The following is a 19773-nucleotide window of genomic DNA, read 5'->3' as shown; positions in this document are numbered from 1 at the left end:
AAAGGGTCGGGGACGTGGGGGAAGAGATGTATCTGTCGTTATGGGCGGTGCTTGCCGCCTCGATCGCGCTTGCGATCCATTATTTCCGCTGGCTGAAAAGGCCGGCGAGCCATCTTCGTGCGGTGTTGAAGACCATACCGGTCCTGCTGCTTGTGCTCTACGCCGGTCTTTCCGGCGCGCCGGTGCTGTTCGTCGCAGCGCTGGCGCTCGGTGCACTCGGAGACGCCTGCCTTGCCTACGAGGGAGAGCCAGCCTTCGTCGCCGGGCTCGCGGCCTTCCTCGCTTCGCATATTGCCTATGCGGCGCTGTTCTGGCCGTCGATAGAACCGAGCCTACTCGTCGCCTCCGCATGGCGTTATACGGCGGCATGGATCTTCGTGGTGCTGACGGGCATGACGTTTTTCATGCTGTGGCGCCCTGCCGGACGGCTCGCCATCCCCGTCGCCGCCTATGGGGTCGCGATCCTCGCCATGGCACTTTCGGCGCTGGCGGTGAAGCCGATCCTGCCGGCGGCCGGTGCTGCGCTGTTCGTCATGTCCGACACTGCACTGGCGGTCCAGAAATTCCTGGTCAAGCCGGATGCGCCTGTCATGGCGAGGCTGAAGCCGTTCGTGTGGGGCACTTACTTCACGGCACAGCTGATCTTTACGTTGGCAATTGCCGGCCTGCCGTTATCTTAGACCGACGGTTCCCATCCGGGCGGAGCCATCTCGAAGCTCGAAAACTGAAAGCCTGGCGCGACCGTGCAACCCACCAGCGTGAACCGGCCAAGCGGTTCCGCAGCCTGCCAGGCGTTCGCAGGGACCACGGCCTGCGGCCGTTCGCCCCTGGCGAGATCGGTGCCGAGCCTCACCTCTTCGACCGTCTCGCCCTCGAAAATCCGCAAGAGCAGCGGATCGCCGGCATAGAAATGCCAGACCTCCGCCGCATCGCGAACCCGATGCCAGTGGGAGCGTTCGCCGGCTTCCAACAGATAATAGATCGCCGTCGAATGGCCGCGTGAGCCACCCTCAGCGTCACGAAACGTCTCGACGTACCAGCCGCCTTCCGGATGCCGCTGCATGCCGAGCGTGGCGATGATCTCTTCCGGCGTCATTCAGAAGTTGTCCTTGCGCTTGCGGATCTCGGCAAACACTTCCTCGTTGGATTTGCCCTCCATCAGGAGGTTGCGGCGGATGGCCGGGTCCGATGCGCGCAGGAAGGGATTGGTTTCCTTTTCCAGCCCGATCGTCGTCGGAATGGTGAACCGGCCGGCCGCGCGCTGCGCCTCGATCTCGCTTGCGCGCGCCTGCAGACGCCCGTTGTCCGGATCGACGCTCAGCGCGAACTTCGCGTTCGAGAGCGTATATTCATGACCGAAATAGACGGCAGTCTCGTCCGGCAGAACGGCGAGTTTCTGCAGCGAGTGCCACATGTCGGCGGCCGGGCGTTCGAACAGCCGGCCGCAGCCGAGCGCAAACAGCGTGTCTGCCGCAAACAGGATCTTGTCATCCGGGAAATGGTAGCAGATATGGCCGGCCGTGTGGCCCGGCGTCTCGATGACGCAGACGAGATGTTCGCCGAACTGGAATTCGTCGCCATCCGCCATGGTCTTGTCGAGGCCGGGGATCGCCACGGCCTCGTTAAACGGGCCGATGATCTCCAGCCCGAACTTTTCCTTGAGCGCCAGGTTGGCTTCCACGTGGTCGCCATGGTGGTGGGTGGTGAAGATGTGGGTGATCTTCCAGCCGCGCCGGGCCGCCGCTTCGAGGATCGGCTTTTCCTCCGGCGCATCGATCGAGGCCGTAAGACCGCTTTCCGGATCGTGCACGAGAACGCCGTAATTATCGCTGCGGCATGAAAAAACTTCGAGTTCCAGTGGTCTCATAACATAACCCCATTGCTGAAAGTGTTTTGCGTCACAATGTAGAGACTGGTCCCTTGAAGTCCAACCACCGTCTGGTACCAAATCACGCATGCACACGGATATCGTCGATCTTCGCGAATTCTATCACTCGCCCCTCGGCCATCTCGCCGAGCAGTCGATCACGTTCGCGCTGTCTTCGCTCTGGGCGCGGCTTCCGGAGGAGCGGCTGGTGGGCCTTGGTTATGCCGTGCCCTATCTCGACCGTTTCCGCGCCGATACGGAACGCACTTTCGCCTTCATGCCGGCAGGGCAGGGGGCGGTGAACTGGCCGGTCAGCGAGCTTTCCTCGACGGCCCTCGTCTTCGACGAGGAACTGCCGCTGCCGGACTCTTCCGTCGATCGTGTGCTGATGGTGCATTCGCTGGAATTTGCCGAAAATCCGCGGGAGACCTTGAAGGAACTCTGGCGGGTGCTGGCGCCCGGCGGGCGGCTGGTCATCGTCGTGCCCAACCGGCGCGGCGTCTGGGCCCGCATGGAGCATACGCCGTTCGGTTCCGGCCGGCCCTATTCGCGCGGCCAGCTCACCTCGCTGCTGCGCGAGACGAATTTTACACCTGGCGCCAGCGCCGAGGCGCTGTTCTTCCCGCCGTCGAAGATCCGCGCGGTGCTGAAGCTGCGCCAGGCCTTCGAGCGCCTGGGGCGCCGCTTCTGGCCGGTGTTTTCGGGGGTGATCGTGGTGGAGGCCCAGAAGCGCCTCTACCAGGGCCTGCCGGTCGCCGCCCGTGCGTCGCGCCGCGTCTTCGTGCCGGTGCTGGCACCTCAAGGCGTGCCTACGACGCGGACGCGGTGAGGACCGCCCCTCATCCGGCTGCATTCTCCGCCCCTTCGCTTTGGCTCAGGGCGTTCGTCATTCGAAACGATTGACTGGATCGTTTCGTCGGCTGCGCCGGCCATTCCTCACCACTCGACAAAGCCGAAATTCGGCTTTAATCCCACTGGATCACACCCGCCGTTTAAGGCTTTCCAAAAAGGTTGATCCGATGAGCATCGTCACGAGTGAGCCCGTTCCGCGTCCAGGCATCCTGGATATCGCCGCCTATGTGCCCGGCAAGGAACATGCTCCGGGCGTTGCGCGGGTCTTCAAGCTTTCGTCCAACGAGACGCCGCTCGGCGCCAGCCCGAAGGCGATCGACGCTTTCAAACAGGCGGCCGGCCATCTCGAACTTTATCCGGACGGTCAGGCAATGGCGCTGCGCGAGGCGATCGCCTCGGTGCACGGGCTCAACGTCGCGAACATCATGTGCGGCAACGGTTCCGACGAGTTGCTGGGCCTGCTCTGCCACGTCTATCTCGGTGCCGGCGATGAGGCCATCATCACCCAGCATGGGTTTCTCGTCTACAGGATACAGATCATGGGCGCCGGCGCGACAGTGGTCGAGGTGAAGGAGAAGGATTGCACCGTCGACGTCGACGCGATCCTTGCCGCCGTCACCGACAAGACGAAGATGGTGTTCATCGCCAATCCCGGCAATCCGACTGGTACATATGTCCCGGTCGCCGATATCCGCCGCCTGCATGCCGGCCTGCCGAAGAGCGTCATCCTCGTGCTCGACGCTGCCTATGCGGAATACGTGCGCAAGAACGATTACGAGGCCGGCCTCGAACTGGTGTCGTCCAACAGGAACGTCGTGATGACCCGCACCTTCTCCAAGGTCTACGGGCTTGCGGCGCTGCGCATCGGCTGGATGTATGGCCCGGCCGGCATCCTCGACGCGCTGAACCGGGTGCGCGGCCCGTTCAACATGAACGCCCCGGCGATTGCCGCGGGTGCGGCCGCGATCCGCGACCAGGCTTTTGTCGAAAAAGCGGTCGAGCACAACAATCTCTGGCAGGGCAAGCTTACCCACGCGCTGGAGGCGATCGGCCTCAAGGTGACGCCTTCGGTCGCCAATTTCGTGCTCATCCATTTCCCGGATGTCGACGGCAAGCGGGCGCCGGAAGCGGATGCCTTCCTCACCAGCCGCGGTTACATCCTGCGCGCCGTCCGGGGCTACGGTTTCCCGAATGCGCTGCGCATGACGATCGGGTCGGAGGAGGCCAATCGCGGCGTCATCGAAACGCTCGGCGAATTCATGGGCAAAAGCGCATGAGCACGCCGCTTTTCGACCGAATCGCGCTGATCGGCATCGGCCTGATCGGCTCCTCGATCGCACGGGACGTCAAGGAACAGGGTTTGGCCGGCGAGGTGGTGATTTCCACGCGCAGCGCCGAAACCCTGAAACGTGCCGAAGAACTGGCGCTCGGCACGCACTATGTCTCCTCAGCTGCCGACGCGGTGAAGGATGCCGATCTCGTTATCGTCTCGGTGCCGGTCGGCGCATCGGAAGCGGTTGCCAGGCAGATTGCCGGCAGCTTGAAGCCCGGCGCGATCGTCACCGATGTCGGTTCCACCAAGGCCTCCGTCATCGCGCAGATGGCGCCGCATATGCCGGAGGGCGTGCATTTCATTCCGGGTCATCCGCTTGCGGGGACGGAAAAATCCGGTCCGGACGCCGGTTTTGTCGGCCTGTTCCGGGATCGCTGGTGCATCTTCACGCCGCTGCCGGATACGGATCAAGTCGCGCTCGACACGCTGAAATCCTTCTGGATGGCGCTCGGCTCGCGCATCGACGAAATGGACCCGCAGCACCATGACAAGGTTCTGGCGATCGTCTCCCACCTGCCGCACATCATCGCCTACAACATCGTCGGCACGGCGGACGATCTCGAAACGGTGACCGACGCGGAAGTGATCAAATATTCCGCCTCCGGTTTTCGCGATTTCACCCGTCTTGCCGCGTCAGACCCCACCATGTGGCGGGATGTCTGCCTGCATAACAAGGATGCGATCCTGGAAATGCTGGCGCGTTTTTCGGAAGATCTCGCCTATCTGCAGCGGGCGATCCGCTGGGGCGAAGGCGACAAGCTGTTCGAGCTCTTCACCCGCACCCGCGCCATCCGCCGCTCCATCGTCCAGGCCGGCCAGGATGTCGACGCGCCGGATTTCGGCCGCCATTCACTCGACGCCAAAAAGTGACCAGGGTCAGATCGGCGGAATTTCGCCGATCTGGATGAAGCCGCCTGCGAACACCTTGCCGCGGTTGATGGTGAGGTCGAGCGACGCGCTCTTGCCGCGGCCGAGCGCGGACAGCATGTTGGCGGCGCTCTTCAGCGTCGGCGCGATCTGCGGAAAGGCCTGGCTGAGGCTGTCCCGCCAGGCATCGATCCGCTCGATCCGGAGCTTCAGCTTGCCAGACAGATAACCCTGTTCATCGAAGGAAAACGGACCGGAAACGGTGATCAGCTTGCCGTCGCCGAGATCGGCCGAAAGGCTGCGCATCTGGCCCTGTGTACCGTAGAGAGCGGTTCCATTCGGATCGGTTCCGTCGATCATGCCGGCGCGGCCGGTCAGGGTCAGGTCGAGATTGGTCGTAAACCGGGGCAGAAGCTGCGGCAGGTCTTTCATCACCACATCGGTGTTTTGCAGCGTCATGGCCGCGTCGAGGTCGTTGCCGTTCTGGCGCAGATGGATTTCGGTGTGCCCGGCGCTGATATTGAAGGCCTGGCCGGTTGCCGACGATAGGATGTTCGTCTTCGCATTCTCGATCACCGTCGAGGTGCGCTCCACGCCGCGAAACCGGGTGATGAGGCTCGACTGGAAATTTTCCCAGGTGGTCGAAACCGAAAGCCCGTGGCCGGTGCGGATCTCGATCGGTGAATCGAGTTCCCAGACGATATGGCCGGGATTGTAAACCTGGGCGGCGGACCGCAGCGCGCCGAACGTGGCGGAAATGCCGTTGGTGCGGTCGTCGACCGAGACCTTCGAGCAGAACAGGCCGATCCGGAAGGGATAGCCACGATAGTCCGCGTCGGCGCATTCGGCTGAGATGCCGCGGCTTTCCTGGCTGCCGAGCAGGGCCAGCGTCCGCTCCTTCAGCGTCGAGGCGCCATAGAACCAGCCGGCGGTGTAGAGCGCGATTACCAGCACCACGCCGGAGGCGAGTAGCCACAATTTGCCGCTGACGCCAGTTCGGCTTGACGCTGCCATGATGTTCTCCAATGGTGCTGAAAACTTGGGGCGGGATGCTTCAATTGGAATGGTGTGGCGCGGGATATGGACGAATTTTGGGTGTTTGGCTACGGGTCTCTGATGTGGAATCCCGGTTTTACGTTTGAGGAAAGACTGCCCGCACGTACTTTCGGCTTCCGCCGCTCCCTCTGCGTCTGGTCTTACGTGCATCGCGGCACGCCGGATCGTCCGGGACTTGTCCTCGGTCTCGACCGCGGCGGCTCATGCCGCGGCGTCGCCTTCCGGGTGAGCGAGGAGAACCGTGAGGACGTGCTCGATTATCTGCGCCGGCGTGAACTCGTTACGAACGTCTATCTGGAAAAGATTCTGCCCGTCTCGCTCGGCGACGGGCGGCAGGTGAAGGCAGTCGGCTATATCGTCGATCGCCACCATGTCCAATATGCTGGCGCGCTGGAAATCGAACAGGCGGCGGAGATCGTCGGCGTCTCCTCCGGCCAGTCGGGCCCCAACGATACCTATGTGTTCAACACATTGGCCCATCTGAAAGATATGGGTATCCGCGATCACTGGCTGGAAGGCGTTGGCGCGGCCGTGACGGCTGGATTTCAGGCCGCCGTCTGAGCTTTCAGCTCCGCAAGCCGCTTCACCGCTGACGGCGGCAGCGGCAGGTGCGGATTAGCGGCCACGGTTTCGACCAGCAGCCTGTCGCTTTCCCGTTCCAGGGTTTCGACCAGATGGGCGTAAAAAGCATCCGGATCCATGCCCGGTGTGATCGGCGGCAGGATGCGGACCTTGAAATGGCCGGGATATTTGATGAGTTTGCGGCGGCCCCAGAACAGGCCCCAATGGGCGACGACCGGCACGACCGGCACCTGTACGTCGCGATAGATACGGGCGATGCCGTAGCGGTATTGCGGCTCGGCGCCCGGCGGGCGGCGCGTGCCTTCCGGATAGATGATGAGCTGGCGGTTGTTTGCCATCTCCTCCTTCGTCCGGTTCATAACATCGACCATCACCTTGCCGCGGGCGCCGCGGTTGACCGGGATCATCTTCTGCTTGGCGGCGTACCAGCCGAACAGCGGGATCCACATCAGCTCACGCTTGAGGATATAGACCGGGTCCCGCTGCCAGGGCAGCAGCGCGACGGTATCCCAGGCGGATTGATGCTTGGGGGCAAAGATGCAACCGCCCTCGGGCACGTTTTCCAGCCCCTCGATCTCGAAGGTGGCGCCGACGATTTTTGCCATCAGCCAGTTGCAGGAGGCGGCCCAGGCTTTGGGGATGCGGTAGGCCGCCTTGCGCGGCATCAGGAAATAGATCGGGCTCAGCACGATCATGCGGACGATCAGGTTTGTGTAGAAGGCGATGTTGAAAAGAACCGAACGCACCAGCAGCATGGAAGCTTCCTCTTGGACAGGCGTTGCCTACACGAGATCGGGCGGGGAAAAAAGCGTCGGCTCGTCATCCGGAGGGAAAAGTGTCAGGGCGCGGGCTTTGAGGCGGTTTTCGGCGGGTCTTCGTTGCGCAGTCCCGTACCGCGCTCGATGCCGAACCAGTCGCGACAGGTGGCGAGCACGACCTTGCCGTATTCGGAAAGCATGGTGCGCAACACGTCCGGCTCGGCGAACCAGGCTTTTCGGGTGAGATCGGAACTGACCACCGGATAGGGGATGAATTCGGTAACCGGGTCGGCGCGCCGCAGTTCGTGCAGGCTGCGCAGCATGTGATAATTGTTGGTGACGACCAGCACTGACCTGTATCCGTGGTCGTGGATCCAGCGGGTGATTTCGTTGGCATTGCCGATCGTATCGATCGCATCGTAGCCGATATCGACGCAACAGGCGAAGAGGTCGGGTGAGGCCTGCGTGACCTTGCGGATCTGGGTCGGGCTGGTGGACGGATGCGCTCCCGAGATCAGCAGGCGCTGGCCGGCTCCATCCCGCAAAAGTCCGAGCGCCTGTTCGATGCGCAGATAGCCACCGGTCAATACGACGATCGCATCGGCCTTGACGCCGTCAGGCGCCTTCAGTGACGTCACCGCATTTGCAAACCACAAAAACCCGCCGAAAAGCAGCGCCAGCCCGAGCACGCAGGCCATGATGATGCGCCGGGCGGCCCATCGCAGCCGGCTGTTGCGCGAAAACACTCTCCCGAGCCACCGCCGCGGGTGGCTATCCGCTTCATTTTCGGGTGTGGTCGGAGCCGGTGTCATGATTGTCCATAGCCGGAGATTCGTGGCGAGAACAGGGCCAACCTACAGAGGGACGGCAACCGATTCAAGAAGCTGATAACCCGTCGGAACGCGATGGATCGGATCGGATCAGGTCGATCTCGTCGATGGTGCGCATGACCGTGAACCGGGCCGTGAGCGTCGTCAGCAGCGCGATCACGATCATCGTGGCGAAGATGCCAAGATAACCGCCGGCGCCTATCGTGAAGGAACCGAACAGGGCGCTCGCCTGATCGCTTTCGGGCGTCGCGAGCGAATTCGCCTGCCACATGTTGGCAATGGCGAACATAGCGGCTGCGAGCGCACCGCCGGCGGCGGAACCCTTGATGCTGATCTTCAGGAAATGTTTCTGGAATTCGCCGGCCACGAAAGAGCTTTCGGCGCCGACGAAATGCAGCACCTCGACGATATGGCGATTGCCGGAAAGCGCCCCGCGGGTGGCAAAGATCACCGTCAGGATCATCGCCGTGAAGACGAGGATGAGGACGCCCATGCCGATCAGCACCGTCGTATGGGCCATCGACACCAGGCGATCCACCCAGGTGCGGTGATCGTCGAGGAAGGCCTGCGGGATTTCCGTCTTCAGGAGATCGCGCATTCCGGCGAAATCTGGCGGGTTCTGCTCGTCAATGGTGACGATGACAAGGCGCGGTATAGGCAGGTCGTCGAAGTTCAATCCGGTGCCGAGCCACGGCTCCAGAAGCCTTGCGGTCGCGCTTTCGTCCATGATCGTGCCTTCGCGGGTGCCGACGAAGGTGAGCGCCAGGTCGCGGGCCTTCTTCAAAGCGGCATCCATGTCGAGCCCGTCATCGGGCTTGATCTGGATGGTGATCTCGCGGGAAATCTGGCTCTGCCAGCTCGACGCCGTGGCCCTTACCATGCTGACCGCGCCAAGCGTCAGGCAGGCGAGGAAGGCCATGATGGCGATCACCACCATCAGCGCATTGCCCTGGATGTTGGAGGGCGGCAGGATCGGGGCCGTCGGGCGCACCCGCATCTCGACGCGGCGCGCCTGCTTCTGGCCCGCAGGTTGAGCCTGCCGCTCGCTTTCGGGCTTCGGCGATTGGGCGCTCTTCGTCGCTTCCGGGCGGCTCAGCTCATTCATAGATGTCGAGCCGCCCTTCGGTGAGGATCATCCGCCTTGCATCCAACTGGTCCATCAGCGCCAGATCGTGGGTGGCGATGACGACGGCGGTGCCGAGCCGGTTGAGTTCCAGGAACAGACTGAGGAGCCGGCGCGCCATCGGCGGGTCGACATTGCCGGTCGGCTCGTCGGCGAGCAGGATTTCGGGCTGGTCCATCAGGGCGCGAGCGATCGCGGCACGCTGCTTCTCGCCGCCCGAAAGAACGGCCGGCAGCACGTTGATACGCTCGCCGAGCCCGACCCATTTCAGAAGCTCGATCACGTCGTTGCGGTAGGAGCTTTCCTCCTTGCCGCGCACGCGCAAAGGCAACGCGACGTTCTCATAGGTGGTCAGATGATCGAGCAGGCGAAAGTCCTGGAAGACGATGCCGACCCGCCGGCGCAGCATCGGCAGTTCGGCGCGGGGGATCTGCGACAGGTCGCGGCCGAACATGTGGATGATGCCGCGGGTCGGGTGCAGCGACATGAACAGCAGGCGCAACAGGGTGGTCTTCCCAGCGCCCGATGGGCCCGTGAGGAACTGGAATGAGCGCTTGGGGATGTCGAAGGTCATATCCCGCAGGATCTCGGGACCCATCCCATAGCGCAGACCAACATTTTCGAAATGAATCAACGGATGACCCAGTCCTCGCTCTTTCGACTCTCTGGTGCCCGTCTATCTCTTAACGACCCGGGTAAACGAACGGTAAATCACGCGCGGAAAAGGGCTAATTTCAGGCCGTATTTGCGAAGCGTTAACCATTTCAATTTACGACTGAGCAGGATTCGATTCAATGCCCGCGATCCCGAACAACGGGGAAAACGGGCCGAAGAGGGCCCCATGAGCACGTTTAGCAGCCATCAGGGCAAAACAGTCATCCAGATGGACATCCTGCCGCCGGAACCTTCCGCGCGCACGACCCGGATAAACCCGCGGCGCGGCGAGGTGGTCGACGCCCAGTTCGTCCCGGTTCGCGAGACCTTCCGCCGAGGACCGGCGCCGCGCTCGCACAATGACAATCGCACCAGGCGACCTGAAACCACGGTCGTTGCCGCGTCGTTCGCGGAACGGGTTCTCGCCCGTATAGAGCGTGGCCTGATGCGTCTTTCCGCCGATTTCTTCTCGGCGGTCGTGGCCATCGTCTTCGTTGCCGTTTTTAGCCTCGCGGGCGGCTTCACGTTCCTGTTCGCCGGTTCGGCGACGGCAGGAGCCGGACCGACGCTCGATATCACCCATGTGACGATGACGCCGCAGGATGCCAATGGCATGCGCGTGCTCTTGATCAACGGCATCGTCGAGAACCGCAGTGGCGACAACCGGGCGATGCCGCAGATCCGCGCCGATCTGATGTCCGGCCAGACACTCATTGCGACAACGCTGATCTCGCCGCCGGCCTCATCCATCGAAGGCCGCCAGAGCCGAGGCTTTTCGGCGCGGGTGCCCCACCCCGGTGGAAAACTGCCCGATCTGCGGCTTTCCTTTGCGGACCGCGGCGCCTAGAGCTTTCTCTTTCCCGGCGGATTGTGGTATCGCGGTTTTTTACGGACACGCAGGAGAACCTCATGCCCGTCGTACGCGGCAAAATCATTGAGCCGCTTTACACCGCCGAACAGATCGCCGAGCGCAACCATGCGATCGCGGCGCAGATCGCCACCGGTCCGACCAAGGACCTGCTGGTCATTGCTATCCTCAAGGGCTCGTTCATCTTCGCCGCCGATCTGTTGCGGGCGCTGCATGATGTGGGTCTTGCGCCGGAAGTCGAGTTCGTCACGCTGTCGAGCTACGGCGCCGGAACCGTTTCGCAAGGGGTGCGGATCGTCAAGGACATCGACAGCGACGTGAAGGATCGCGACGTGTTGTTGATCGACGATATCCTCGAATCCGGCCGTACGCTGAAATTCGCCAAGGAAATGCTCTATGAGCGCGGCGCCCGTAATGTTTCCGTCGCCGTGCTGCTCGACAAACGCGTCAAGCGCCAGGAGGATCTGGAAGCGGATTACGTCGGTTTCGAATGCCCGGACTATTTCGTCGTCGGTTACGGCATGGATGTCGCCTATGCCTTTCGCGAGCTGCCTTTCGTCGGTGTCGTGACCGGAGACGCCTGACCGATTTGCCTGACTTGGCGAGACGAGATGTTAACCATGTCGCCCCGCAATAGGCCGGCGTTTACTCCTCGACAAGAAAACTCTGTTGATTTGCTCCCACATAAACAAAACACGGGAGCGATCACCGCAATGGCAAAAATCCTGATTACCGAGGACGAAGATTCGCTTCGCATGTTCGTTGCGCGGGCGCTTCGTCTCGATGGTCATGAGACCCATGAAGCGGGTGACGGCGCGGAAGGCCTCGAAAAGCTCAGCGAGGGAACCTTCGATCTGCTGCTCTCCGACATCCGCATGCCGGTCATGGACGGCATCGAACTCGTGCATCAGGCTTCCGCAAAATTCCCCGACCTGAAGATCCTGCTGATGACCGGTTATGCCGAGCAGCGGGAGCGTGCCGACGATCTTGCGGCCAAGGTGATCGATGTGGTGCAGAAGCCGTTCGCGCTTCCCGATATCCGCCGTGCCGTCGCCTCGGCGCTGGCAGCCGCAAGCTCCCGCGCCGCCTGATAAATCTTTAGGCCGGCTTTAGGTCAGCGAATATCCAGAAGCCGTTCCAGGTATTGCCGCTCCGCATCACCGGAAAGCGCATTGCCGAGCTTCTCGCGGATCGCTTCGAGGATTTGGCGGGCGCGCTGGACATCGATTTCATCCGGCACCTTCACCTGATCGCCGAAATCCGGACCTGACGTGGCACGCGGGCGCCCAAGCGGGTCGCGGCCGTTCTGACCGCCTTGCGAGGTCATGTTTTCGCCCGGGCCGCCACGATCCTGGCCTTGGCCCTGACCCTGCTGCTGCATGGCCTGCATCATCTGCTGCATCATGTTCTGGGCGCCTTGGCGAAGCGCATTGAGCGCGTTGCCCTGGCCCTGCACGGCCTGCTCGCCCTGGCCGTCGCCCAGCGCCTTGCCGGCATTGCCCATCTCGTTCTGCGCCTTGCCGAACCCTTCGCCGGGTTGCATGCCGAGGCCCTTCAGCGCCTGCTGCAGCTCTTCCAGCTTCTTGCCAAGGCCTTCCTGCTGGGCGCGGAGGTTCTTCAGCGCTTCACGCAGCTGCTCGGCGGTCATCTGGTCGGTGTTCTGCTGACCCTGTTGGCCCTGTTGACCTTGCTGCTGTTGACCCTGCTGCTGCTGTTGTTGACCTTCCTGGCCCGGCCGCTCGCTCGGGTCGCCGCGCTGCATGCGGTCGCGGAGCGCCTGGTCCAGCTTGAAGGTCTGGTCCATCAGACGCTGCTGCTCCTGCATGATTTCGCCGAGCTTGTCGATCTGCTGGCGCATCTGGCCATTCTGTTGCTGCTGCCCCTGCTGGCCCCGCTGCGGCCGACCGGCCTGCAGGTTGTTCATCATCCGCTGCAATTCGTTGAGCATCTGCTGGGCGGCGTCGCGATTGCCGGACCGGGCGAGGTTTTCGATCTGGTCCATCATGTTCTGCAGGTCGCGCTGGCGGATGACGTTCTGGGACTGCATGTTGTTGGGCGCGTGCGGGGCGTTCTGCATCCGCTGCGCAAGCTCGTTCATGAACTGCTGCATGGCCTCGCGCAGTTCCTGCATCAGCCGGGCGACCTCCTGGTCGGAGGCCTTGTTCTGCAGCGCTTCGGCAAGGTTGCGCTGCGCGTCGCGCAGGCGGCGTTCGGCCTGCGACAGGTCGCCATCCTCGATGCCGAGCGCTATTTCCCAGAGATATTCGGCCGTATCCTTCAGCTGTTCCTCGTTGCGGGCGAGCTTCATGCGCTCGAGCGCCGACCTGATCAGCAGGAAATGGCTGAGGTTGGGGATGGTCTCGTCGGGGCGGATCGCCAGCGCCTCGTTGAGCTCGATGGCACGGGGCATTTGGCGGGTATCGAGCGCGAAGACCTGGCGCTCTTCGGCGACGGCGGCCGCCAGCGGTTCGGAGAAGCCGCGCGAGGGCAGCACCATCTCATGAGTTGGGCTGCGGCCGGTCTGGCCGGCGCCATCCTTGGCGATCAGGGTAATCTTGACGCGTTTGCCGGCGAGCGGATGCTCGATCAGGCTGCGGCTCGTCAGGCTCTTGACCTCGCGGCTGTTCTGTCGCGGCAGGTCGAGCCGGTAGTCCGGTAGCGGATAAAGCGGGGTTGCGCCCGGAGCCGGCTGGTCGACAGGTTCGATCAGAGCGTGAGCTTCGCGGATGCCGTAGTCGTCCTTGCCGGTGTAGCCGATTTCCAGTGCGCCGTTGACGGAACGCTTCGGCTGGCCGTCGAAAGCGATTTCCGGCGGCCGGTCCGGGATCACGTCAAAGGCCCAGGTCTGGCCGTTCACGGTCAGGCTGCCGCTTTCGGCGACGTTAAGCGCATAGGTGCGGGGCGGCCGCTGCTGGTTAGGCTGCTGTTGCGATGCGGCCGGTTGAGCCGATGTCTGTGGGGCCGGTGCCTGCCCGGCCGTCTGCTGCCCCTGCTGACCGGCGGCCTGCTTTTGCTGCTGCGCGGCGTCCTCGGCTGCCTTCTTGGCTTCCTCGGTGATCAGCGTCGATGGTCGCCCTCCAGCCTTCGGGGCGAAGACGACTGCCTCGCCGCCTTCGCCGCCGGTGACGCGCACCGTCAGGGCCGAATTCTGCGGAATGGAGACGGCGGCGACGGTCGTGGTCGCCTCGCGGCCGGTCAGGAACACCGGCGCACGGCCGGTATAGGAGGGCGGCGTCAGCCAGGCGTCGATGCGCAGGTCCGGATTGATGCTCGGCGCCGGCGGTGCGGGTCGGAAGGCATCGGCGGGAGAACCGCCACCGTTCGAGAAGGAATAACCGAGCGCGACGACGAAGACGAGAGCAGGAATGGCGCGCAGCGCGAACCGGTCGTGCCGGGCGATATCGGGCTGCGGCAGGCCGGCATCGAGCGCTGCGATACGCTCGGCCATGCGGATCTGATGTTCTTTCCACAGGGCACGGGAGAAGGGCGTTTCGAAAGCCGGCTGGTCGTCCTGCACGCCGACCGGCTGGTGGGGTAGGTTGTTGCGGACTTCCAGAAGCCGGTCGGCATCAGCCACCGCCGGCCAACGCAGGCGGCTTAACGGCAGCAGAGCATACACGAAGGCAAAGGCGAAGCCGCCGACCAAGACCCAGCGCACCCAGTCCGGCGCGATCCGGAAAATCCCGAACCAGGCCACCGACAGGAAAAGCGCCGCAATCCCGAGGGGCGCGAGCAGCAGCGGCAAAATCCGTTCGAAAAACAACACGATCCGTGCGAAGGACCGTTTCAGTGCGACGCGACGCGCAAGCACGGGATGCAATTCGAAGGCACCTTTGCGGATGAAGCTCATGCGATCCGTCTCCAGTCGTGGCGGCGCAAATCAAGCTTCCAAGATAACGATGTTTGTGGCGAAGACGAGGGCAGGGGGCAATCCGCCCCCATATTTTCCAAGCTTTCCCGTAAAAGTGAACGGCGCGTTAAATGTTCACGCAAGCCATGCGGGCACGGAGTCGAGGCCGATGAGTTCTTCGTAGCTGCCGCGCGGCCGCACCACATGGAACTCCGATCCCTTCACCAGAACCTCCGGCACCAGCAGCCGGGTGTTGTATGTTCCTGCCTGCACGGCGCCATAAGCGCCGGCTGAGGAGACGGCGATCAGGTCGCCGGGCTTGGGTTCCGCCATCTCGCGGTCAAGCGCCAGATAGTCGCCGGTTTCGCAGACCGGACCGACGACGTCGCCCTTGATGCGTGGCGCATCGGCGGCGGGCACGACGACCGGACGGATCATGTGGTAGGCGTCATAGAGCGTCGGACGGATCAGGTCGTTCATCGCTCCGTCGACGATTACGAAGGACTTTTCGCCGCCGTCCTTCACGTAGATGACTTCGGTGACCAGGATGCCGGCATTGCCGACGATCAGCCGGCCGGGCTCGGTGACGATCTTGCACTCCAGCGACCGCAGCTGGCGCTTCACCGTTTCCGCATAGGCATCGGGAAGCGGCGGAGGGTTGTTGTCCTCGCGATAGGGAATGCCAAGGCCGCCGCCGATATCGACGTGGTCGATGCGGTGGCCGTCGGTGCGAAGCGTCTCGACCAGTTCGCGCAACAGCCGGAAAGCGTGATCGAAGGGCTGCAGTTCGGTTATCTGGCTGCCGATATGCATGTCGATGCCGGTGATGTCGATGCCGCCAAGCGTCGCTGCGTGTGCGTAAACCGCGCGGGCGCGCTCGTAAGCGATGCCGAACTTGTTTTCCTTCTTGCCGGTCGAGATCTTGGCATGGGTGCCTGCATCGACATCCGGATTGATGCGGAAGGAGACATGCGCCCGCTTTCCAGCTTTCAGGGCGCGCAGGTTCAGGACTTCCAGCTCAGGCTCGGACTCGACGTTGAAACAGTAGATGCCGGCTTGCAGCGCCAGATCCATTTCCTGCACCGTCTTGCCGACGCCGGAAAACATGATGCGGTTTGCCGGAATGCCGGCTGCAAGCGCGCGACGCAGCTCTCCGCCGGAGACGACATCGACGCCGGCGCCGAGCCGGCCGAGCGTCTTCAGCACCGCCTGGTTGGAATTCGCCTTCATCGCATAACAGACCATCGCGTCCACATCGGAGAACGCCTTGGCGAAAACCTTGTAGTGACGTTCCAGGGTGGCCGTCGAATAGACGTAGAAGGGGGTCCCGACCACCTTGGCGATTTCCGGGATCGGCACGTTCTCGGCGTGCAGCACGCCCTCGATATAATGAAAATGATTCACGGTAAAACTCGGAAAATTACAGGAGCGGGTCGAGCAGGAAAGGCCGGTTGGCAACCGGCTCGGCTTTCTGTTTATCCGGTTTGCCGCTCTTGCGGATGTTCTGCTGCTCCACCGGCGTGCTCGGGCGGTCGAGGCTGCCCTTGCGGCCGCAGCCGACGACAACGATGCCAGCGAGGCTCAGCACAAAGGCGATGCGGGCGATTTTTACCAGGGACTTCGACATTCTATTCCTTCTCCGGCACGGCTGCGGAACTTTCATAGCGAAGTTCGGCGCGCTTGTGCAGTCACTATCCGGTATCACTTCTCAGCGTTCGTTCCGGCTGACGTCAATTCCGACCGCGCCACCAGGCGATCTGTTTGCGCACTTCAGCGGGCGCGGTTCCGCCGAAGCTGGTGCGGCTGGCGACCGAGGCATCAACGGAGAGGACGTTGAAGACCTTGTCGGTGATATCAGGATTGATCGACTGCAGTTCTTCCAGCGACAGTTCGGAGAGGTCGCATCCCTTCTCTTCGGCAAGCGCCACGGCGCGGCCGGTCACATGATGGGCGTCGCGGAAGGGAAGGCCGACTTCACGCACCAGCCAGTCGGCAAGGTCCGTCGCAGTCGAATAACCGGCGCCGGCTGCGGCGCGCATCTTGTCGGCACGGATCGTCATGTCGCGCATCATGCCGGTCATCGCGGCGATCGCCAGTTCCAGGTTCTCGGCGCAATCGAAGACCTGTTCCTTGTCTTCCTGCATGTCCTTGGAATAGGCGAGCGGCAGGCCCTTCATGACGGTCAGCAACGCCACCAGCGAGCCGTTGATGCGGCCGGTCTTGGCGCGCACCAGCTCGGCGGCATCCGGGTTCTTCTTCTGCGGCATGATTGATGAGCCGGTCGAGAATGCGTCCGACAGGCGCACGAAGCCGAATTGCGGCGTCGACCAGATGACGATCTCTTCGGCCAGCCGCGACAGGTGAACGGCGCAGATCGCGGCGACCGACAAAAATTCAAGCGCGAAATCGCGGTCGGACACGGTATCGATCGAATTGCGGGTCGGCTCGCGAAAACCGAGGGCCTTGGCCGTCATGTGGCGGTCGATCGGATAGGGCGTGCCGGCGAGTGCGGCGGCGCCGATCGGGCTTTCGTCGAGATGGTCGATCGCGTGGCGCACGCGGGCGCGGTCACGGCCGAACATTTCTACATAGGCCATGCAGTGATGGCCGAAGGTGACCGGCTGGGCGGTCTGCAGATGGGTGAAGCCGGGCATGACCGTATCGGCGTGTTCCTCGGCGCGGTCGAGAAAGGCTGCTATCAGGCGGGTCAGCATCGCTTCTGTCTTGACGAGCTCTTCCTTGACCCACAGGCGGAAGTCGAGCGCCACCTGGTCGTTGCGCGAGCGGGCGGTGTGCAGGCGTCCGGCGGCGGGGCCGATCAGCACTGCCAGCCGGGCCTCGATGTTCATGTGGATGTCTTCGAGCTGCCTAGAAAATTCGAACTTGCCGGTTTCGATCTCTGACATGATCGTGTTCAGGCCGGAGACGATCTTGTCTTTATCTTCGCCCGAAATAATGCCCTTTTCCGCGAGCATCGTCGCATGCGCTATTGAGCCGCGGATATCCTGGGCGAACAGCTTCTTGTCGAAACCGATCGAGGCATTTATCTCCTCCATGATCGCGTCCGGCCCTGAAGCGAAGCGTCCGCCCCACATCTGGTTGGAGGATACTGCGTCCTTCGTGCCGTCAGCCATGATGTCTAGTCCTGGAGTAATTGATGACGACCAAAAGACCTTTCGGCCTTCCGTCCGCCAGATTGATCGTGATTGCCGCCGTTGCGGGAATACTTGCCGGTGCCGTGGCGGTATACGTGACGAATGTGGGGTCTGGCAATGGCGAGACCGGGCTCTCCGCCCAATCCTCCGGCGCCTGCGCGGGCGCTGTCGAGACGGTGAAGTCGGTTTCGCAATTCTCCAAGGGCCAGGTCGCCGCCATGGTCGCCGCCCAACCGCCGCGGCCGCTCGATCTCGCCTTCAAGGGGCCGGACGGCCGGGACCTCAAGACCGCCGATTTCGCCGGCAAGACCGTGTTGCTCAATCTCTGGGCCACCTGGTGCGGCCCGTGCCGGGAAGAGATGCCGGCGCTGAATGCGCTGCAGAAGGGCATGGGGGCTAAGGACTTCGAGGTCGTGGCGGTCAATATCGATACCGGCAGCGACGAAAAGCCCAAGGCTTTCCTCGCCGAATACGGCGTCGATACGCTCGGTTATTACCGCGACAGTTCGATGGGCGTCTTCAATTCGTTGAAGAAGGAAGGCCTCGCCTTCGGCCTGCCGGTAACCTTGGTGATGGACAAGAAGGGCTGCCTGATCTCGGCGATGAACGGGCCGGCCGCCTGGGACAGCCCGGATGCCAAGGCGCTGATCACGGCGGCAAAGGGGTTGTAACCCGGACAATTTTCGCGGATGGACGACGACAGGTATTTCGTTATTCTGCTTTTGGTTGTGATGACGAAAGCAGACGCGCACTGCCATGAGCCTCGGAGAGGATAGGCCGCTTCGACCCGGCGAGGGCCTCGTCATTCAACCGGAGGAGTGATCTATGTGGTCCAGGCCATTTAGCATCACGGTCACCATACGGAAAACCCGCACGAACTGGCAAGTAACCGTGCGGGTGTTATTCCGGAGGTGATCTAGAGGGGCGGGCGAAAGCTCGCCTCTCACTCCCTCACTATAGTTCGGAATGGCATACCTGACAAGGCAATGGCTCGCATCGCCTACCGCGTCGGCACCGGAATTTCGCCGCGATAATCGTAGAATCCGCGGCCGGCTTTGCGGCCCAGCCAGCCGGCTTCGACATATTTTACCAGAAGCGGGCAGGGGCGGTATTTGCTGTCCGCCAGGCCGTCGTGCAGGACCTGCATGATCGACAGGCAGGTATCGAGGCCGATGAAATCGGCGAGCTGCAGCGGGCCCATCGGATGATTGGCGCCAAGCTTCATGGCGGTGTCGATCGCCTCGACTGAGCCGACGCCTTCATAAAGCGTATAGATCGCTTCGTTGATCATCGGCAGCAGGATGCGGTTGACGATGAAGGCCGGAAAATCCTCGGCGACCGTCGCAGTCTTTTCAAGCGCGACGACGTAGTCCTTGGCGGCACGGAAGGTCGGCTCGTCGGTGGCGATGCCGCGCACTAGCTCCACGAGCTTCATCACCGGCACCGGATTCATGAAATGTATACCCATGAAGCGCTCCGGACGGTCGGTGGCGGAAGCGAGGCGGGTAATGGAAAGCGACGAGGTGTTGGTTGCTAGCAGCGCTTCGGGTTTGAGGACCGGACAGACTTGCGCGTAGATCTTGCGCTTGACGCTTTCGTCTTCCGTCGCGGCCTCGATCACCAGGTCCATCGGCGCGAGATCATTGAGGTCTGAAGAGCCGGAAATCAGCGCAAGGGCCGCTTTCCGCTCGTCATCGCCGAGTTTGCCGTTGGAGACCTGGCGGGCAAGATTGCCGTTGATGGTTGCGAGCGCTGCTTCGATCCGGTCCTTGGACACATCGTACATCTGCACCTTGTATCCGGCGAGAGCCGAAACATGCGCAATACCGCAGCCCATCTGGCCTGCTCCGATGATGCCGATGCTTTTTATGACCAAACCCATGGTTTCGCTCCCTGGGCGTTTACGCCATCTCAAGCGTACGCCTATTTCATAGAAATGCCGGACTGCATGTATGCAGTCCGGCAGATTGTTATTCTG

At 62.5% G+C, this 19773-nt stretch carries 21 protein-coding genes; 9 read left to right on the top strand and 12 right to left on the bottom strand.

Annotation, left to right across the window (positions count from 1 at the left end; all coding sequences use genetic code 11):
* Positions 1-26 precede the first annotated feature (26 nt).
* Complete coding sequence (locus ACZ9IU_RS20250; RefSeq protein ID WP_038546363.1) at positions 27-680, top strand: lysoplasmalogenase; 654 nt, start codon at positions 27-29, stop codon at positions 678-680.
* Here ACZ9IU_RS20250 and ACZ9IU_RS20245 read toward each other — a convergent pair.
* Both ACZ9IU_RS20245 and gloB read right to left on the bottom strand, forming a co-directional pair.
* Positions 677-1096: a cupin domain-containing protein gene (locus ACZ9IU_RS20245; RefSeq protein WP_038546360.1), complete on the bottom strand. Its 420-nt coding sequence runs from the start codon at positions 1094-1096 to the stop codon at positions 677-679. The genes ACZ9IU_RS20250 and ACZ9IU_RS20245 overlap by 4 nt on opposite strands.
* A complete protein-coding gene (gloB, locus tag ACZ9IU_RS20240) occupies positions 1097-1867 on the bottom strand; it encodes a hydroxyacylglutathione hydrolase (RefSeq protein ID WP_038546356.1) in 771 nt (256 codons plus the stop codon).
* Between the two features lie 88 nt (positions 1868-1955).
* Here gloB and ACZ9IU_RS20235 point away from each other — a divergent pair, with 88 nt between their 5' ends.
* The 3 genes from ACZ9IU_RS20235 to ACZ9IU_RS20225 all read left to right on the top strand — a co-directional run bounded on the left by ACZ9IU_RS20235 (position 1956) and on the right by ACZ9IU_RS20225 (position 4922).
* The gene (locus tag ACZ9IU_RS20235) at positions 1956-2696 is read left to right on the top strand and encodes a class I SAM-dependent methyltransferase (protein ID WP_038546354.1); all 741 of its coding nucleotides are present in this window, start codon (positions 1956-1958) and stop codon (positions 2694-2696) included.
* Positions 2697-2886: 190 nt separating this feature from the next.
* Positions 2887-3996 carry a histidinol-phosphate transaminase gene (gene hisC / locus ACZ9IU_RS20230; protein WP_038546351.1) on the top strand — a complete coding sequence of 370 codons (1110 nt, stop codon included), beginning with the start codon at positions 2887-2889 and terminating at the stop codon, positions 3994-3996.
* Complete coding sequence (locus tag ACZ9IU_RS20225; RefSeq protein ID WP_038546348.1) at positions 3993-4922, top strand: prephenate/arogenate dehydrogenase family protein; 930 nt, start codon at positions 3993-3995, stop codon at positions 4920-4922. The genes hisC and ACZ9IU_RS20225 overlap by 4 nt, the downstream gene beginning before the upstream one ends.
* A gap of 6 nt (positions 4923-4928) precedes the next feature.
* Here ACZ9IU_RS20225 and ACZ9IU_RS20220 read toward each other — a convergent pair whose 3' ends face one another.
* A complete protein-coding gene (locus ACZ9IU_RS20220) occupies positions 4929-5933 on the bottom strand; it encodes a DUF2125 domain-containing protein (protein ID WP_038546345.1) in 1005 nt (334 codons plus the stop codon).
* Positions 5934-5999: 66 nt separating this feature from the next.
* Between ACZ9IU_RS20220 and ACZ9IU_RS20215 the strand changes: the two genes are divergently transcribed.
* Positions 6000-6536, top strand: coding sequence for a gamma-glutamylcyclotransferase (locus tag ACZ9IU_RS20215; RefSeq protein WP_038546342.1), 537 nt, complete (start codon positions 6000-6002; stop codon positions 6534-6536).
* Here ACZ9IU_RS20215 and ACZ9IU_RS20210 read toward each other — a convergent pair.
* The 4 genes from ACZ9IU_RS20210 to ftsE form a co-directional block, all read right to left on the bottom strand.
* On the bottom strand, positions 6521-7312 hold the full coding sequence (locus ACZ9IU_RS20210; RefSeq protein WP_038546338.1) for a lysophospholipid acyltransferase family protein: 792 nt from the start codon (positions 7310-7312) through the stop codon (positions 6521-6523). The two genes, ACZ9IU_RS20215 and ACZ9IU_RS20210, sit on opposite strands and share 16 nt — an antisense overlap.
* An 83-nt stretch (positions 7313-7395) precedes the next feature.
* Positions 7396-8127: a YdcF family protein gene (locus ACZ9IU_RS20205; RefSeq protein ID WP_038546335.1), complete on the bottom strand. Its 732-nt coding sequence runs from the start codon at positions 8125-8127 to the stop codon at positions 7396-7398.
* A 64-nt stretch (positions 8128-8191) separates the two neighbouring features.
* Positions 8192-9250 (bottom strand): cell division protein FtsX, encoded by a 1059-nt coding sequence (locus ACZ9IU_RS20200; protein ID WP_038546332.1) that lies wholly within the window; start codon positions 9248-9250, stop codon positions 8192-8194.
* Entirely contained in the window at positions 9243-9902 is a 660-nt protein-coding gene (gene ftsE / locus ACZ9IU_RS20195) for a cell division ATP-binding protein FtsE (protein WP_038546329.1), read from the bottom strand. Before ftsE ends, ACZ9IU_RS20200 begins: the two co-directional genes overlap by 8 nt.
* A 207-nt stretch (positions 9903-10109) precedes the next feature.
* Between ftsE and ACZ9IU_RS20190 the strand changes: the two genes are divergently transcribed.
* The 3 genes from ACZ9IU_RS20190 to ACZ9IU_RS20180 all read left to right on the top strand — a co-directional run bounded on the left by ACZ9IU_RS20190 (position 10110) and on the right by ACZ9IU_RS20180 (position 11881).
* Positions 10110-10769 carry a hypothetical protein gene (locus tag ACZ9IU_RS20190; protein WP_038546326.1) on the top strand — a complete coding sequence of 220 codons (660 nt, stop codon included), beginning with the start codon at positions 10110-10112 and terminating at the stop codon, positions 10767-10769.
* 62 nt (positions 10770-10831) lie between these two features.
* Positions 10832-11374, top strand: coding sequence for a hypoxanthine phosphoribosyltransferase (hpt, locus tag ACZ9IU_RS20185; RefSeq protein WP_038546323.1), 543 nt, complete (start codon positions 10832-10834; stop codon positions 11372-11374).
* Between the two features lie 129 nt (positions 11375-11503).
* Positions 11504-11881, top strand: a complete 378-nt coding sequence (locus ACZ9IU_RS20180) for a response regulator (RefSeq protein ID WP_038546321.1) — start codon at positions 11504-11506, stop codon at positions 11879-11881.
* 23 nt (positions 11882-11904) lie between these two features.
* Here ACZ9IU_RS20180 and ACZ9IU_RS20175 read toward each other — a convergent pair whose 3' ends face one another.
* The 4 genes from ACZ9IU_RS20175 to argH form a co-directional block, all read right to left on the bottom strand.
* Positions 11905-14640, bottom strand: a complete 2736-nt coding sequence (locus ACZ9IU_RS20175; protein ID WP_038546318.1) for a TIGR02302 family protein — start codon at positions 14638-14640, stop codon at positions 11905-11907.
* Between the two features lie 135 nt (positions 14641-14775).
* Positions 14776-16044 carry a diaminopimelate decarboxylase gene (lysA, locus tag ACZ9IU_RS20170; RefSeq protein WP_038546314.1) on the bottom strand — a complete coding sequence of 423 codons (1269 nt, stop codon included), beginning with the start codon at positions 16042-16044 and terminating at the stop codon, positions 14776-14778.
* Positions 16045-16060: 16 nt separating this feature from the next.
* The gene (gene lptM, locus ACZ9IU_RS20165) at positions 16061-16267 is read right to left on the bottom strand and encodes an LPS translocon maturation chaperone LptM (protein WP_038546311.1); all 207 of its coding nucleotides are present in this window, start codon (positions 16265-16267) and stop codon (positions 16061-16063) included.
* 103 nt (positions 16268-16370) lie between these two features.
* On the bottom strand, positions 16371-17774 hold the full coding sequence (gene argH, locus ACZ9IU_RS20160) for an argininosuccinate lyase (RefSeq protein ID WP_038546309.1): 1404 nt from the start codon (positions 17772-17774) through the stop codon (positions 16371-16373).
* Between the two features lie 23 nt (positions 17775-17797).
* On the opposite strand from argH, the gene tlpA reads away from it, so the two are divergent.
* On the top strand, positions 17798-18466 hold the full coding sequence (tlpA, locus tag ACZ9IU_RS20155; protein WP_038546307.1) for a thiol:disulfide interchange protein TlpA: 669 nt from the start codon (positions 17798-17800) through the stop codon (positions 18464-18466).
* Between the two features lie 329 nt (positions 18467-18795).
* Here tlpA and ACZ9IU_RS20150 read toward each other — a convergent pair whose 3' ends face one another.
* A complete protein-coding gene (locus ACZ9IU_RS20150) occupies positions 18796-19677 on the bottom strand; it encodes a 3-hydroxybutyryl-CoA dehydrogenase (RefSeq protein WP_038546305.1) in 882 nt (293 codons plus the stop codon).
* Between the last annotated feature and the right edge of the window lie 96 nt (positions 19678-19773).

The organism is Mesorhizobium sp. USDA 4132 (assembly GCF_056279545.1).
Note: the sequence above shows the minus strand (reverse complement) of the source record. Positions and strands in the feature narration are given on the sequence as shown.

Excerpts from the sequence above, each read along its gene's own strand:
- ACZ9IU_RS20215 (WP_038546342.1), top strand. The coding sequence starts at position 6,000 with ATGGACGAATTTTGGGTGTTTGGCTACGGGTCTCTGATGTGGAATCCC.
- argH (WP_038546309.1), bottom strand. The coding sequence starts at position 17,774 with ATGGCTGACGGCACGAAGGACGCAGTATCCTCCAACCAGATGTGGGGC.
- hpt (WP_038546323.1), top strand. The coding sequence starts at position 10,832 with ATGCCCGTCGTACGCGGCAAAATCATTGAGCCGCTTTACACCGCCGAA.
- ACZ9IU_RS20200 (WP_038546332.1), bottom strand. The coding sequence starts at position 9,250 with ATGAATGAGCTGAGCCGCCCGGAAGCGACGAAGAGCGCCCAATCGCCG.
- ACZ9IU_RS20235 (WP_038546354.1), top strand. The coding sequence starts at position 1,956 with ATGCACACGGATATCGTCGATCTTCGCGAATTCTATCACTCGCCCCTC.
- ACZ9IU_RS20220 (WP_038546345.1), bottom strand. The coding sequence starts at position 5,933 with ATGGCAGCGTCAAGCCGAACTGGCGTCAGCGGCAAATTGTGGCTACTC.
- ACZ9IU_RS20245 (WP_038546360.1), bottom strand. The coding sequence starts at position 1,096 with ATGACGCCGGAAGAGATCATCGCCACGCTCGGCATGCAGCGGCATCCG.
- ACZ9IU_RS20225 (WP_038546348.1), top strand. The coding sequence starts at position 3,993 with ATGAGCACGCCGCTTTTCGACCGAATCGCGCTGATCGGCATCGGCCTG.
- ACZ9IU_RS20210 (WP_038546338.1), bottom strand. The coding sequence starts at position 7,312 with ATGCTGCTGGTGCGTTCGGTTCTTTTCAACATCGCCTTCTACACAAAC.
- ACZ9IU_RS20190 (WP_038546326.1), top strand. The coding sequence starts at position 10,110 with ATGAGCACGTTTAGCAGCCATCAGGGCAAAACAGTCATCCAGATGGAC.
- lptM (WP_038546311.1), bottom strand. The coding sequence starts at position 16,267 with ATGTCGAAGTCCCTGGTAAAAATCGCCCGCATCGCCTTTGTGCTGAGC.
- tlpA (WP_038546307.1), top strand. The coding sequence starts at position 17,798 with ATGACGACCAAAAGACCTTTCGGCCTTCCGTCCGCCAGATTGATCGTG.
- gloB (WP_038546356.1), bottom strand. The coding sequence starts at position 1,867 with ATGAGACCACTGGAACTCGAAGTTTTTTCATGCCGCAGCGATAATTAC.
- ACZ9IU_RS20175 (WP_038546318.1), bottom strand. The coding sequence starts at position 14,640 with ATGAGCTTCATCCGCAAAGGTGCCTTCGAATTGCATCCCGTGCTTGCG.
- ACZ9IU_RS20205 (WP_038546335.1), bottom strand. The coding sequence starts at position 8,127 with ATGACACCGGCTCCGACCACACCCGAAAATGAAGCGGATAGCCACCCG.
- ACZ9IU_RS20250 (WP_038546363.1), top strand. The coding sequence starts at position 27 with ATGTATCTGTCGTTATGGGCGGTGCTTGCCGCCTCGATCGCGCTTGCG.
- hisC (WP_038546351.1), top strand. The coding sequence starts at position 2,887 with ATGAGCATCGTCACGAGTGAGCCCGTTCCGCGTCCAGGCATCCTGGAT.
- ACZ9IU_RS20180 (WP_038546321.1), top strand. The coding sequence starts at position 11,504 with ATGGCAAAAATCCTGATTACCGAGGACGAAGATTCGCTTCGCATGTTC.
- ACZ9IU_RS20150 (WP_038546305.1), bottom strand. The coding sequence starts at position 19,677 with ATGGGTTTGGTCATAAAAAGCATCGGCATCATCGGAGCAGGCCAGATG.